Here is a 13,435-nt window from a genome sequence, read left to right as displayed (position 1 = left end):
CCGGTTCAGTTCTTTGGGCCGACGAGGGTCGCAACGGTCTGCGCGGCCAGTTTCAGCCGCTGGCGTACGACGGAGCGGCCGAGGATCGCCATGCTATCGAAAAGCGGCAGGGAGCGCGAGGAGCCCGATACGGCGACGAAAAGCGGCGCGACGATGACCTTCAGCTTCTTGCCCATGCGGTCGGCGATGGCGCGCAGCTCGGCTTCGATCGTCTCGACGTTCCATTCGAGGATCTTTTCCAGATCTGGCTGCACCGTGTTCAGGATTTCCAAGAGTTCCTCTGGCGTCGACTTGATCTTCGCGAAAGCGGAGGGGTCGAGGTTGAGATCGGACTTGAACAGGAAGCCGGTGAGATCGGGCAGTTCGCCGAGCTTGGTGATGCGTGACTGCGAGAGCTTCAGGCCTTCCTTCAAGCGATCGTTTTCCATCGCCCAGATCAGGACGCGATGCTGGAATTCCTCTTCCGAGAGCTTTTCGCGGATCCAGCGGCCGTTCAGCCAGTCGAGCTTCTGGATATCGAAGATCGCACCGGCCTTGGAGAGGTTTTCCGGGTCGAACTTTGCGGCAAGCTCATCCATGCTCAAGAGCTCTTCGCCTTCGGCGATCTGGATGAAGAACAGGCCGAGGAAGTTCATCAGCGCTTCGGGGATATAGCCGAGGGCCGTGTAATAAGAGATCGAGGTCGGGTTCTTGCGCTTCGACAATTTCGACTTGTCGGCATTGCGCATCAGCGACAGGTGCATGAACACCGGCGGCTCCCAGCCGAGATACTGATAGATCAGAATGTGCTTCGGCACCGAGGCGAGCCATTCCTCGCCGCGCGCGACATGAGTGATCTTCATAAGGTGGTCGTCGACGACGTTGGCCATGTGATAGGTCGGCATGCCGTCGGCCTTCAGGAGAACCTGCATGTCGACGGCATCCCACGGGATTTCTACATCTCCGTAAACGCCGTCATGGAACTTGCAGGAGCCTTCCGTCGGGATCTTCATGCGCACGACATGCGGCTCGCCGGCCGCGACGCGTGAGGTCACTTCTTCGGCCGAGAGGTTCAGACAGTGGCCGTCATATTTCGGCGGCAGGCCGGCGGCGCGCTGCGCCTCGCGCATCTTTTCCAGGCGCTCCGGCGTGCAGAAGCAGCGGAAGCCGTGGCCGTTTGTAACGATCTGCTCGACATACGGCTTGTAGAGGTCCTTGCGGTCGCTCTGGCGATAGGGGCCGTAAGGGCCGCCGATATCGGGACCTTCGGACCATTTCAGGCCGCACCATTTCAGCGCGTCGAGCACCTTGGTCTCGAATTCCGGAGTGGAGCGGGTCGCGTCGGTATCCTCGATGCGCAGGATGAACTCGCCGCCGTGTTTCTTGGCGAAGAGATAGTTGAACAGCGCGATATAAGCGGTGCCGACATGCGGCTCGCCGGTGGGGGAGGGTGCGATGCGGACGCGAACGCCTGATGTGGTCATTTTGTTTGCCCGTCATAAAAGGCCGGGCCGCGCTTGGGACAAGCGCCGTCCAGCCGAAAATGTGTATCTGGATCAGGAAACCGGCCGGAAAAGGGCGTTCTTAACGCTTCAGTTCCGCGTTTCCGTATGGCTGGCCTTAGGCCATATTCAACGGGAGACGTCAAGGGAAACTGCGCTGCGAGGCCGCTTGCACCCGGTTGCGCCGCATCGATTTGAGCCGGTCTCTCAATTTCACGAGACGTCTTTACTCTTCATAAGGCTACGGAGACAAAAGCGGGCTGCCCGTCGAATTTGATTTGCAATTTTCGCGGCAGTGACGAAATAGGTCTTCAATCGTCCACCGCGAGGAAACAATGAAGAAACTGATTTTGAGCTTTTTATTGGCGGTCGCCGCGTTCGATGCAGCCGCGGCGCAATCGACCATCACGCGGGACAGTTCTGCCCGGCTGATCGAGTCCTACCGCGCCTATATCGGCAATGACGACCTTTACAATTCCAAGGGCGAGCGCCTGACGGCGCCCTGGCAGATCATCCGCCAGGACCGTGCCAACTATCACGCCTATCGCCGCCGTGACCGTGGCGACGAGGGCGACAGTTTCTTCTCACTGCCCTCCAATCGCCAGAAGCTGGAAGCCATGCTGGCAAACGGCAATATCGCCGACGATGCCGGGAATTATATCGTTCGCGGCAACGTCTGGATCAAGGTCGACATTTATGGCCGCGGCGATATCGGCGAATGGGTCGACGTGCACGTGCAGGATTGATCGCTCTAATGGGACTGCACCCGCTGGCGGGCGCAGTTCTTTCGATCAATGGCCGCCAGATGCGTTTTTCCGCCGGTTGCGTGCCACCATGTTCAGCACTTCAACCAGAGCGGAGAAGGCCATGGCGGCGTAGATGTAGCCCTTGGGAACATGTACGCCCATGCCTTCGGCGATCAGCGTCGTGCCGATCATCAGCAGGAAGGCGAGCGCCAGCATGACGATGCTCGGGTTCTTCTCGATGAAGTTGGCGAGCGGGTTTGCGGCGACCAGCATGACCGTGACGGCGGCGATGACGGCGACGAACATGATCGCCAGGTGCGGCGTCATGCCGACGGCGGTGATGATGCTGTCGATCGAGAAGACCAGATCGAGCAGCAGGATCTGGCCGATCGCCGAGGCGAAGGTCGTGGTTGATTTAGCGATGAAATCCTCGCCCTGCTCCTGCGGATCGACATTGTGATGGATTTCCTTCGTCGCTTTCCAGACGAGGAAGAGGCCGCCGCCGATGAGGATCATGTCCTTCCAGGAGAAGCCCTGGCCGAAGATTTCGAAGACGGGCTGGGTCAGCTGGACGATCCAGGCGACTGTTCCGAGCAGCGCGAGGCGCATGATAAGGGCGAGGCCGATGCCGATCTTGCGGGCTCTGTCACGATGCTCCGGCGGCAGCTTGTTGGTGAGGATCGAGATGAAGATCAGGTTGTCGATGCCGAGGACCACCTCCATGACGACAAGCGTGATGAGCGCCACCCACGCCCCCGGGTCCTGTATCAGCCCGATAATATCCATTGACGATGCCCCCTTTGATCAGCATTCGCCGGTGCTGACCCCCAGCCCGGCCTTTCCAGAATGGCCGTAATGTAAGGAGCGCAGTCGTCCGTACAAGCGCCACCGCCAATTTCGTGGCGGCGGCCTTATCTCCGGGTCTTGTTCCCACGCTGGGTTTCTAGGCCTTCAGGGGGACCCATATCTCCGTCACGCCCGCGCCCGTGCGTGGGTCGAAGCGCTCGTCGTAGCGTTCCATCATGTCGGGGGTGCCGCCATGCTGCTGGCCCGATTGCGGCAGCCATTCGCCGAAGATCTGCTGCACGGTGGCGGAAATGCCGGAGATATGGCCGCGATGCGTGAAGATCGCATAGCGCTGCTGCGGCAGCTTCATTGTCACGAAGCCTTCGGGCAGGCCGTCGGCGGCTGAAACTTCGGCTGCCGACATATAGCGGAAGCTTTCGCTGCCTTCTTCCGCCTGGGTGCAGACGCCATAGGCGACATTGCCGACCTGGCCTGGAATATGACCGAAATGCTGATTGAACTTCTGCCAAAGCGAGGGGATCGCCTGCGTTGCCTCGTGGGCATAGGTTTCCGCAAGGCCGGCGAGCAGCATTGCGGGGTGGGTTTCGAAGCGCGGGGCATCGAGCTTGGGAAGGCGGGTGTCGTCCATTCTGATCGGCTCCTGTAGAGCGAGGTTGCGAATGTGCCCCTGCTTGCGCAGACTTTCCGGCGTCATGCCGAACTGCTCGCGGAAGGCGCGGGTGAAGGCCTCGTGCGAGCCGTAGCCGGCATCGAGGGCAACCTGGAGAATGGAAGAGGAACCGTCGATCAGCGCGAGGGCTGCCTCGCTGAGGCGGCGGCTCCGGATATAGCTGCTGATCGAATGGCCTGTCGTCATGCCGAAGACGCGCGACAGATGATAGCGAGACAGCCCGGCCGTCTCGGCAATCTCGTCCAGCGAGATATCGGACGCAAAATGGCTTTCGATAAACCATATCGCTCTTCCGATCGCGCTCATCTTCAACTCCCCTGGTTGCCGGGCCAGTCATAGGCCTCCGGCGGTGGCGATGCTTGATCGCCGTTGCGGAGTTGGATCACTACCTGCTCGCCGGCAACAAGGGGAGAGTTGTTCGTGCTAATCCTTGCGGTCGGGGCCGTAGCCGGCCAGGAAGACGCGCACGGCACCGCGCACGACATAGTCGATCTCTTCCTTCGACGGAGGCTCCTCCATGTCGCCGAACAGCCGTAGCTTGAAATAGCCGCCACTGGCCATTTCAAGGAAATGACGCGCGGCCATGTCGAAATCATCGATTTTGAGATGGCCAGCTGCAGCCTGGCGCTCGAGGAAGCCGCGCAGCACCGTGCGCAGATTTTCGGGACCGGTGAAGAAGCGTTGACAGAGCGAGGGCATGCGTTCGCGCACGCCGATGACCGTGCGCATGGCGCTGATGGTCTTATCCGAGGTGACGTGCGTGACGAAGACGATACCGAAATCATAAAGCGAGGTCGTGACATCCGCTTCGTCTGAAAGAGCATTGCGCACAAGGTTGACGAAATGGGCGCGCTCGCTCTCCATCATGGCGGCGAACAGATCTTCCTTGTTGGCGAAATAGACGTAGAGAGTGCCCTTGGAAACGCCCGCCTCGCGGGTGACATCGTTCATGCTCGCCGCATCGAAACCCATTTTCATAAAGACACGCTTGGCGCCTTCGAGAATCTGATGACGCTTGGCAGGGTCTTCGCCGGCTGCCCAGCGCCCACCGGAGCCCGGCGCAGGCGCGTTCAACACAGCGGCATTTTGGGATTCGTGTTTCATCGGCTCTTTCACCGTCTCCTTTACGCGATAGGCGATCACTTTTTCCAAATCTTAAACAGATTCGCCAAATAAATCGAACCGCTCAGTTCGATATCTCTTGATATGGAGTGAAAAAGGCTCTATGTCAATTGAACCGAACCGTTCGGTTCGATTATTTTGCCAGATTTCGGTGGTAGGGAAATGTCGTCAAGTCATGGAAACAATGTAGCACGCATCGTGGACGAGCCAGCAGATGCTGAGGCGGAAGCCCGCGAAGGCGGCGTGTCTGCTGAAGCTCCGGCGGCTGAAACACGTCGCAACCCTGCCCCCGCCCAGGCTGCGCCTGCTGCTCCGGTCCCTGCGGCCCCACCGCCGCCGGAGAAAAAGCGGCGCAGCCTGGTTTTTCCGATTATCCTCGTCGCCGCTCTCGCGGCCGGCGGCTGGTACGGCTATGACTGGTGGACGAACGGCCGCTTCATGGTCTCGACAGACGACGCCTATATCGGCGGCGACATCGCGACCATCCAGCCGAAGGTTACCGGCTACGTTTCCAAGGTGAACGTCGTTGCCAACCAGCAGGTCAAGGCCGGCGACGTGCTCGCCACGCTCGATGACGGCGACTATAAGCTGGCGCTGGAACAGGCCCAGGCCTCGCTCGATACCGAGCAGCTTTCACTCCATACCATCGATGCACAGATCGCAGCCGGCCAGGCCGCTCTTGCGCAGTCGCAGGCACAGAAGGTTGCCCTGCAAGCCACTGTCCGTGGCGCGCAGATCACCCAGACGCGCGCTGCCGAACTGCAGTCGAAGTCGGTCGGCACCACGGCCGCCTTGGATAGCGCCAACATCGCGCTCGACCAAGCCAAGGCGAACCTGGTCGGCGGCGATGCCGCGATTGCCTCGGCGCAGGCGAACATCAATCTGCTGCAGGCTCAGCGCAGGCAGGCCGAGAGCACGATCAAGGGACTGGAGGCCGCTCGCGACAAGGCTTCCCGCGACCTGTCGTTCACCGTGCTGAAGGCGCCGTATGACGGCATTGTCGGTAATCGCTCTGTCCAGGAAGGTGACCTTGTTTCTCCCGGCCAGAAGCTGATGGCGATCGTGCCGATCCGCCAGCTCTATATCGACGCGAATTTCAAGGAAACGCAGATCCAGCATCTGGTTCCCGGTTCCAAGGTCAATATTCACGTCGATGCCTATAGCGATCATCCCATCGTCGGCACCGTCGAGTCGATCTCGCCGGCTTCCGGTTCGGTCTTCTCGCTGCTGCCGCCGGAAAACGCGACGGGTAACTTCACCAAGATCATTCAGCGCGTGCCTGTCCGCATCGCATTGCCGCAGGACGCGCTCAACACCGGCCGTCTGCGCGCAGGCCTCAGCGTCGTCGTCGACGTCGATACCCGCACGGCGCCGGATAAGTAAGCGATCAAGCTCGGGAGAGACGCAGCATGTCGTCCGCCAGCACTACAGCCGGGTCGCCTCCGCGCGCGGCCGGCCCCGCCGCGTCAGCGGCGGATCACATCGACACGAAAAAACTCATCGCCTTTCTGGCGATGGTGCTCGGCATGTTCATGTCAATCCTCGACATTCAGATCGTCTCCGCCTCGCTCAGCGAAATCCAGGCAGGCCTCAGCGCCGGTTCGGATGAGATCGGCTGGGTGCAGACGGCCTACCTGATCGCCGAAGTCATCATGATCCCGTTGTCGGGAACGCTGGCGCGCATCATTTCGACGCGCTATCTGTTCGCAATCTCGGCCGCCGGCTTCACTGCAGCGAGCGCGCTTGCCGCGACCGCCACCAACATCGACCAGATGATCGTCTACCGCGCCCTGCAGGGCTTCATCGGCGGCGGCATGATCCCTTCCGTGTTCGCGGCGGCATTCACGATCTTCCCGCCATCCAAGCGCAACGTCGTCTCGCCGATCATCGGCCTGATCGCGACGCTTGCGCCGACCATCGGCCCGACCGTGGGCGGCTATCTTTCCAATGCCTTTTCCTGGCACTGGCTGTTCCTGGTCAACATCCCCCCGGGTATCATCGTTACAATCGTGACCTGGAACTTCATCGATTTCGATAAGCCCGAACTGTCGCTGATGAAGAAATTCGACTGGTGGGGGCTTCTTTCCATGGGCGTTTTTCTGGGCGCGCTGGAATATGTTCTCGAAGAGGGCAATACCAACGACTGGTTTAACGACAATTATATCGTTGCGGGCGCTATCGCTTCCGCGATCGGTGCGGTGATCTTCTTCTATCGTGCCTTCACGGTCGAATTTCCCGTGGTCGATCTCAGAGCCTTCACGAACAAGAATTTCGCTTTCGGCTCGATGTTCTCTTTCGTGATGGGTATCGGTCTCTATGGCTTGACCTATATCTATCCGCTTTTCCTCGGGCGTATCCGCGGCTACGACTCTCTGCAGATCGGCGAGACGATGTTCGTGTCCGGCCTTGCCATGTTCTTTACGGCACCGCTGGCCGGTTTCCTTGCGGGCAGAATCGATCTCCGCATCCTGATGATCATCGGCTTCACCAGTTTCTCGGCCGGTACTTACATCATGATGCACCTGACGACGGACTGGGATTTCTGGGAATTGATGATTCCTCAGATCCTGCGCGGCTTCGGTCTGATGCTCTGCATGGTGCCGATCAACAATATCGCGCTGGGAACCATGCCGCCCGCCCGCATGCGCGGCGCATCCGGCTTGTTCAACCTGACGCGTAACCTTGGCGGTGCCGTCGGTCTCGCGATCATCAACACGCTGCTGACGAACCGGCAGGACCAGCATTATTTCAGCCTGCGTGACCATATTCATTGGGGCAGCCATGCCGCCGTAACCCAATTGAACAACATGGCCGCCAATTTCAACGCAGCCGGCCTCGACGGTGAGCAGGCCGCGTTGAAGCAGATGGTCAACATGGCGACGCGGCAGGCGGTGGTCATGTCCTTCGGGGATATCTTCCTGATGCTGACCGTATTGTTCCTGGCGATGATCCTCGGCGTCCTCATGTTGAGCAAGCCCAGTCCGACAGGCGGCGGTGGCGGCGGAGGCCACTGATCCAACGCTTAAGAATGCTCCCAAGGCATGGCCCCTCCTCGTGAGGGGCCTTTTTTTGTTTATGGTCCTGTGAGGAAAATCGAGCGGCCGGAAATTTTTGATTTACGTACATCAGAAATGGCGGTAAAGGATTTCGGCAAGGAGGAGCCGATGAGACCGACCGTGCATGATATAGCCGCCGCCGCGGGCGTCAGCCTCGCCACCGTCGATCGTGTCTTGAACCAGCGGCCGGGCGTGCGGCTGGTGACGCGGGAGAAGGTGGAGGCCGCTATTCGGGAGATCGGCTATATCCGCGACGTCGCCGCCGCCAATCTGGCCAAGGGCCGCGTCTATCCTCTCGTCTTCATCGTGCCGACAGGCGACAACTCGTTCATGCATGGGCTGCGCTCAGAGGTGCATCATGCGACGTTGCGGGCGAGCATAGAGCGCACGGATATCCGTATCGTCGAGGTGCCACCTTTCGATGTGCCGGCGCTGGTGTCGGCGCTCGATGCGGTGCAGGGGCAGGACATCGCCGGCGTCGCGCTGGTGGCGACCGATGCGCCCGAGGTTCGGGCTGCGGTCGGCCGGCTCGTCTCCCAGCGTGTCCCCGTCGTCACGCTTGTCTCCGATCTGACCGATTCCGCCCGGCATCATTATGCCGGCATCGACAACATCGCCGCCGGCCGCACAGCCGCCCGGCTGCTCGGGCGCTTCCTTGGCGGCCGCCAGGGCGAGATTACCGTTCTCGCCGGTTCCATGCTGGTGCGCGACCATCGCGAGCGCCTGCAGGGCTTCTCTGACGTCATGGCCGAGGAGTTTCCCAGGCTGCACCCGCGACCCGTATTGGAAGGGCGCGACGATCCGGACCTAGCCCGATCGCTCGTTTCCAAGGCATTGTCCGAAAGCAGGGACATTATCGGCATTTACAATCTCGGTGCCGGCAACCGGGGCCTGATCGCTGCCTTGAAGGCCGTCAGGCCCGAGCGCGAACTGACCGTCGTCGTTCATGAGCTGACGCAGCATACGCGTGCAGCGCTGGTGGAGGGCACGATCGACGCCGTTCTCAACCAGGATGCCGGTCACGAGGTGCGCAGCGCCATCCGCGTCATGAAGGCGACCGCCGACGGCCAGGCCGTCATCGCCGATCAGGAGCGCATACGTCTCGACATTTTCTTGAAGGATAATCTGCCCTGAGCATTCGAACACGGCAGAGCACAGGGAGTAACATCTGATGTATTTGGGTCTCGATCTCGGAACGTCCGGCGTCAAAGCGATGCTGATCGACGGCAATCAGAAGATCATCGGCTCGGCCAATGGCGAGCTTGACGTCTCGCGCCCGCATCCCGGCTGGTCCGAGCAGGATCCGGCCCACTGGATCCGCGCGACCGAAGAGGCCGTTGCCGGGCTGAAGGCGGCACATCCGAAGGAGTTGGCGGCCGTGCGCGGCATTGGCCTTTCCGGCCAGATGCATGGCGCGACGCTGCTTGATGCCGATGACAAGGTGCTGCGTCCCTGCATTCTCTGGAACGATACACGCAGCTATCATGAGGCTGCAGCGCTCGACGCCGATCCGCGATTTCGCGCGCTGACCGGCAATATCGTCTTCCCCGGCTTTACCGCGCCGAAGCTCGCGTGGGTCGCCAAGCATGAGCCGGAGATTTTCGCGAGGGTGCGTTGGGTGCTTTTGCCGAAGGACTATCTGCGCCTTTGGCTGACCGGCGAGCACATGTCGGAAATGTCCGATTCGGCCGGCACCTCCTGGCTCGATACCGGCAAGCGCAAATGGTCGTCCGAGCTGCTGGCCGCGACCAATCTCGATGAAAAGCAGATGCCGGCTCTGGTGGAAGGCACCGACGTTGCCGGCAAGCTCCGCAGCGAGTTGGCCTCGAAATGGGGTATCGGCGGCGATGTCGTCGTTGCCGGCGGGGCAGGGGACAATGCGGCCTCGGCCTGCGGCATGGGCACTGTGAGCCATGGTGCGGCCTTCGTTTCGCTCGGAACGTCTGGCGTGCTCTTTGCTGCCAACGGCTCCTATCTGCCGAAGCCGGAAAGTGCTGTTCACGCCTTCTGCCACGCGCTGCCCAACACCTGGCACCAGATGGGCGTCATCCTCTCGGCAACCGATGCGCTCAATTGGCATTCGCATGTGACAGGCAAGTCTGCTGCTGAACTCACCAGCGAGCTTGGTGAGACGCTGAAGGCGCCGAGCAGCGTCACCTTCCTGCCCTATCTCTCCGGCGAACGCACGCCACACAACGACGCGACGATCCGCGGCGCCTTCATCGGTCTCGGCCATGAAAGCGGCCGCGCCGTGCTGACGCAAGCGGTGCTCGAAGGCGTGTCCTTCGCCATCCGCGACAATCTGGAAGCGCTGCGCTCGGCCGGCACGGATATCGCACGTGTGACCGCCATCGGCGGCGGCTCGCGCTCCCGCTACTGGCTGGCCTCGATCGCGACTGCGCTCGGCGTACCGGTCGATCTGCCGGCGGACGGCGATTTCGGCGCCGCCTTCGGTGCTGCGCGTCTCGGCCTGATTGCCGCCACCGGCGCCGACCCCGTCGCGGTCTGCACCCCGCCGCAGACGGCCGGCACGATCGATCCGGTTGCGTCGCTGACGGATGCTTATGCGGATGCCTACAAGCGCTACCGAGCGGTTTATCCGGCGATCAAGCCGTTGAGCATGGTTTGAGGTCAACCCCCTCACCCTAGCCCTCTCCCCGAGGGGAGAGGGGACGACGGAGCTTACTGCAGTCACCCATACCTTCTCCCCTCGAGGAGAAGGTGGCCCGAAGGGTCGGATGAGGGGGGCATCAAAGTGACAAAACACTACCGAAACACCAACCCAAGGAGATGAGACATGAGCACCGGATTTTTTGGTGACATCAGCAAGGTAAAATACGAAGGTCCGGAGAGCACCAATCCGCTGGCCTTCCGCTATTACAACAAGGACGAAGTCGTTGCCGGCAAGCGCATGGAAGACCATCTGCGTTTCGCCGTCGCCTACTGGCACACCTTCACCTGGCCGGGCGGCGATCCCTTCGGCGGCCAGACCTTCCTTCGCCCCTGGTTCCACGAGACGATGGAAGCCGCCAAGCTGAAGGCTGACGTCGCCTTCGAATTCTTCACCTTGCTCGGCGCTCCCTATTACTGCTTCCACGATGCCGACGTACGTCCGGAAGGCAAGAATTTCGCCGAGAACACCAAGAACCTGAATGAGATCGTCGACTACTTCGCCCAGAAGCAGGCCGAAACCGGCGTCAAGCTGCTCTGGGGCACGGCGAACCTCTTCTCCAACCGCCGCTTCATGTCGGGCGCTGCGACCAATCCGGACCCGGACGTCTTCGCCTTCTCGGCTGCGACCGTGAAGACCTGCATGGACGCCACCCATAAGCTCGGCGGCGAAAACTACGTTCTCTGGGGCGGCCGCGAAGGTTACGAGACGCTGCTCAACACCGACCTGAAGCGGGAAATGGACCAGATGGGCCGCTTCCTCAATCTCGTCGTCGAGTACAAGCACAAGATCGGCTACAAGGGCACGATCCTGATCGAGCCGAAGCCGCAGGAGCCGACCAAGCATCAGTATGACTACGACGTCGCAACGGTCTACGGCTTCCTCAAGAAGTACGGCCTGGAAAACGAAGTGAAGCTCAATATCGAGCAGGGCCATGCGATCCTTGCCGGCCATTCCTTCGAGCACGAGCTGGCGCTCGCCAACGCGCTCGGCGTCTTCGGTTCCATCGACATGAACCGCAACGACTACCAGTCCGGCTGGGATACCGACCAGTTCCCTAACAACGTTCCGGAAATGACGCTGGCCTATTACCAGGTTCTGGCAGGCGGCGGCTTCAAGACCGGCGGCACGAACTTCGACGCCAAGCTGCGCCGTCAGTCGCTCGATCCGGAAGATCTGCTCATCGGCCACATCGGCGGCATGGATTGCTGCGCCCGCGGTCTGAAGGCGGCCGCCAAGATGATCGAGGACAAGGCGCTCTCCAAGCCGCTCGCCGACCGTTACGCCGGCTGGGATTCGGCCGAGGGCCAGAAGCTGCTGCGAGGCGAATATTCGCTCGATCAGATCGCTCAGTGGGTCGAGACCAAGGACGTCAACCCGCAGCCGAAATCCGGCAAGCAGGAACTGCTGGAAAACATCGTCAACCGTTACGTTTGATCGACAGCTTCGGGAGGCGGTGATTCATCGCCTCCCGATTTCAGCCTGAAGGCGCGGCTGGAAATGGCTATGGGATTCCCTGAGGGGTCCTTGGCATTGGCGAAAGCATAGCCGTCGGCCTGATGAAAGGGGCCGAACTCCAGCCCCTCTTCGGCACACCTAGCGCGGAAAGCTTCGACATGCTCGACGTCGAAGACCAGCTTGACCAGCACCTGGCCCATTTTCTGCGCCTTGCCCGCAGGATGGATCATCAGATTGGCACCGCCATCCTGCGCGAGCAGCTCAATGATCCGATCGCCCTCCAGACGGAGTGGCTTGAACCCGAAATGCTTCTCGTAAAAGCTGATCGTCGCTTCGACATCGCGGACATAGAGGGTGATTCTGCCGAGCGGCATCGTTGCGTCTGCCTAGCGTCGACTGCGCGGCGGAGCTCCGACCGAGTTCCGCACGATCAGATCCGGCCGCAGCAGGATCTCCGTCTCGGCCGGCTCGCCATCCGAAAGCAGTTCCAGCAGAAGCGCCATCGCGTGCTTGCCGATGGCGGTGCGCGGCTGCCGGATTGTCGTCAGCGACGGCGTCATGAAGACGGCTTGCGGTACGTCGTCGAAGCCGGTCACCGAAAAATCCTCGGGGATATCGTAGCCGCGCGCCTTTAGCCCGATCATCACGCCGATCGCCGTCTGGTCGTTGACGCACATGAAGGCTGTCGGCAGGGTGTCGCGCATGAAGAGCTGCTCGACGGCGAGCCTCCCGCTTTCGATGGTGCCGTCGCCTTCCAGCACGATGCGCAGGTCCTGCCCGATGCCGGCCGCATCCAGCCCGGCTTCATAACCCATGCGCCGGCGGCTGTAGGCGAGGCGTGTGCGGGAATCGCCGACGAATGCAATCCTGCGATGACCCTCGGTAATCAGGAGGTCGATGGCCTTGCGCGCGCCTGCGATATCGTCGACGCCGACATAGGGAATGCCGCCGTTGAAGACCGGCTCGAAAACGCCGACACTCGGCGGCAGCCGCGCCGTCATCGTCTGATGTCCGAAGGGCAGGATGCCGGTAAAAAGGATCAATCCGGCCGCCTGGTTGGAGTTCAGAAACTTCAGATATTCGAGCCCGCGCTGCGCGTCGTTCTGCGTGTGGCCGATGAGGATACCGTAGCCGTGCGAACGTGCCTCATTCTCCAGGCCGATGAGAATATTGGAGAAATTGGGATCGCCGATATCGGGTGCGACCACGAGAATCATGTTCGATCGGCCAAGCCGGAGGCTGCGTGCCATGGCATTGGTGGTATAGCCGGTGATGGCGATCGCCTGATTGACTTTCAGCCGCGTCGAATTGGCGACTTTCTCCGGCATATGGATTGCCCGCGAAACCGTTGCTATCGAAACATTGGCAATTCGGGCGACGTCTTCGATAGTTGCGGGCGTGGAATTCGACACTGCGCTCTGCCT

Annotated in this window: 12 protein-coding genes; 6 read left to right on the top strand and 6 right to left on the bottom strand. The window is 61.0% G+C overall.

From position 1 onward, the window contains the following. Positions 1 to 5: 5 nt before the first annotated feature. A complete protein-coding gene (gene gltX, locus PH552_RS25240) occupies positions 6 to 1,463 on the bottom strand; it encodes a glutamate--tRNA ligase (protein WP_112343239.1) in 1,458 nt (485 codons plus the stop codon). Positions 1,464 to 1,816: 353 nt separating this feature from the next. Here gltX and PH552_RS25235 point away from each other — a divergent pair, with 353 nt between their 5' ends. Then, positions 1,817 to 2,227, top strand: coding sequence for a hypothetical protein (locus tag PH552_RS25235; RefSeq protein ID WP_112343240.1), 411 nt, complete (start codon positions 1,817 to 1,819; stop codon positions 2,225 to 2,227). Between the two features lie 45 nt (positions 2,228 to 2,272). On the opposite strand, the gene PH552_RS25230 is transcribed toward PH552_RS25235, so the two are convergent. From PH552_RS25230 to PH552_RS25220, 3 genes are all read right to left on the bottom strand, one after another. Beyond that, a complete protein-coding gene (locus PH552_RS25230) occupies positions 2,273 to 3,013 on the bottom strand; it encodes a TerC family protein (RefSeq protein WP_113249547.1) in 741 nt (246 codons plus the stop codon). 157 nt (positions 3,014 to 3,170) lie between these two features. Next, a complete protein-coding gene (locus tag PH552_RS25225) occupies positions 3,171 to 4,010 on the bottom strand; it encodes a GyrI-like domain-containing protein (protein ID WP_113249548.1) in 840 nt (279 codons plus the stop codon). A 117-nt stretch (positions 4,011 to 4,127) separates the two neighbouring features. Further along, positions 4,128 to 4,808 carry a TetR/AcrR family transcriptional regulator gene (locus tag PH552_RS25220; protein ID WP_113249557.1) on the bottom strand — a complete coding sequence of 227 codons (681 nt, stop codon included), beginning with the start codon at positions 4,806 to 4,808 and terminating at the stop codon, positions 4,128 to 4,130. A 180-nt stretch (positions 4,809 to 4,988) separates the two neighbouring features. Here PH552_RS25220 and PH552_RS25215 point away from each other — a divergent pair, with 180 nt between their 5' ends. The 5 genes from PH552_RS25215 to xylA all read left to right on the top strand — a co-directional run bounded on the left by PH552_RS25215 (position 4,989) and on the right by xylA (position 11,990). Beyond that, positions 4,989 to 6,209 (top strand): HlyD family secretion protein, encoded by a 1,221-nt coding sequence (locus PH552_RS25215; protein WP_113249549.1) that lies wholly within the window; start codon positions 4,989 to 4,991, stop codon positions 6,207 to 6,209. Positions 6,210 to 6,235: 26 nt separating this feature from the next. Beyond that, positions 6,236 to 7,840, top strand: coding sequence for a DHA2 family efflux MFS transporter permease subunit (locus PH552_RS25210; protein WP_113249550.1), 1,605 nt, complete (start codon positions 6,236 to 6,238; stop codon positions 7,838 to 7,840). Between the two features lie 150 nt (positions 7,841 to 7,990). Next, positions 7,991 to 9,016, top strand: coding sequence for a LacI family DNA-binding transcriptional regulator (locus PH552_RS25205; RefSeq protein WP_183764755.1), 1,026 nt, complete (start codon positions 7,991 to 7,993; stop codon positions 9,014 to 9,016). Positions 9,017 to 9,053: 37 nt separating this feature from the next. Further along, positions 9,054 to 10,511: a xylulokinase gene (gene xylB / locus PH552_RS25200; RefSeq protein WP_183764758.1), complete on the top strand. Its 1,458-nt coding sequence runs from the start codon at positions 9,054 to 9,056 to the stop codon at positions 10,509 to 10,511. Positions 10,512 to 10,679: 168 nt separating this feature from the next. Then, the gene (xylA, locus tag PH552_RS25195) at positions 10,680 to 11,990 is read left to right on the top strand and encodes a xylose isomerase (RefSeq protein WP_145644458.1); all 1,311 of its coding nucleotides are present in this window, start codon (positions 10,680 to 10,682) and stop codon (positions 11,988 to 11,990) included. Here xylA and PH552_RS25190 read toward each other — a convergent pair. Together PH552_RS25190 and PH552_RS25185 are read right to left on the bottom strand one after the other, a co-directional pair. After that, on the bottom strand, positions 11,981 to 12,385 hold the full coding sequence (locus PH552_RS25190; RefSeq protein WP_183764760.1) for a VOC family protein: 405 nt from the start codon (positions 12,383 to 12,385) through the stop codon (positions 11,981 to 11,983). The two genes, xylA and PH552_RS25190, sit on opposite strands and share 10 nt — an antisense overlap. A gap of 12 nt (positions 12,386 to 12,397) precedes the next feature. Further along, on the bottom strand, positions 12,398 to 13,423 hold the full coding sequence (locus PH552_RS25185; RefSeq protein WP_183764763.1) for a LacI family DNA-binding transcriptional regulator: 1,026 nt from the start codon (positions 13,421 to 13,423) through the stop codon (positions 12,398 to 12,400). Positions 13,424 to 13,435: the final 12 nt, after the last annotated feature.

The sequence above is a fragment of the Rhizobium aureum genome, assembly GCF_030182495.1.
GTDB classification, from domain to species: domain Bacteria; phylum Pseudomonadota; class Alphaproteobacteria; order Rhizobiales; family Rhizobiaceae; genus Rhizobium; species Rhizobium tropici_C.
Note: the sequence above shows the minus strand (reverse complement) of the source record. Positions and strands in the feature narration are given on the sequence as shown.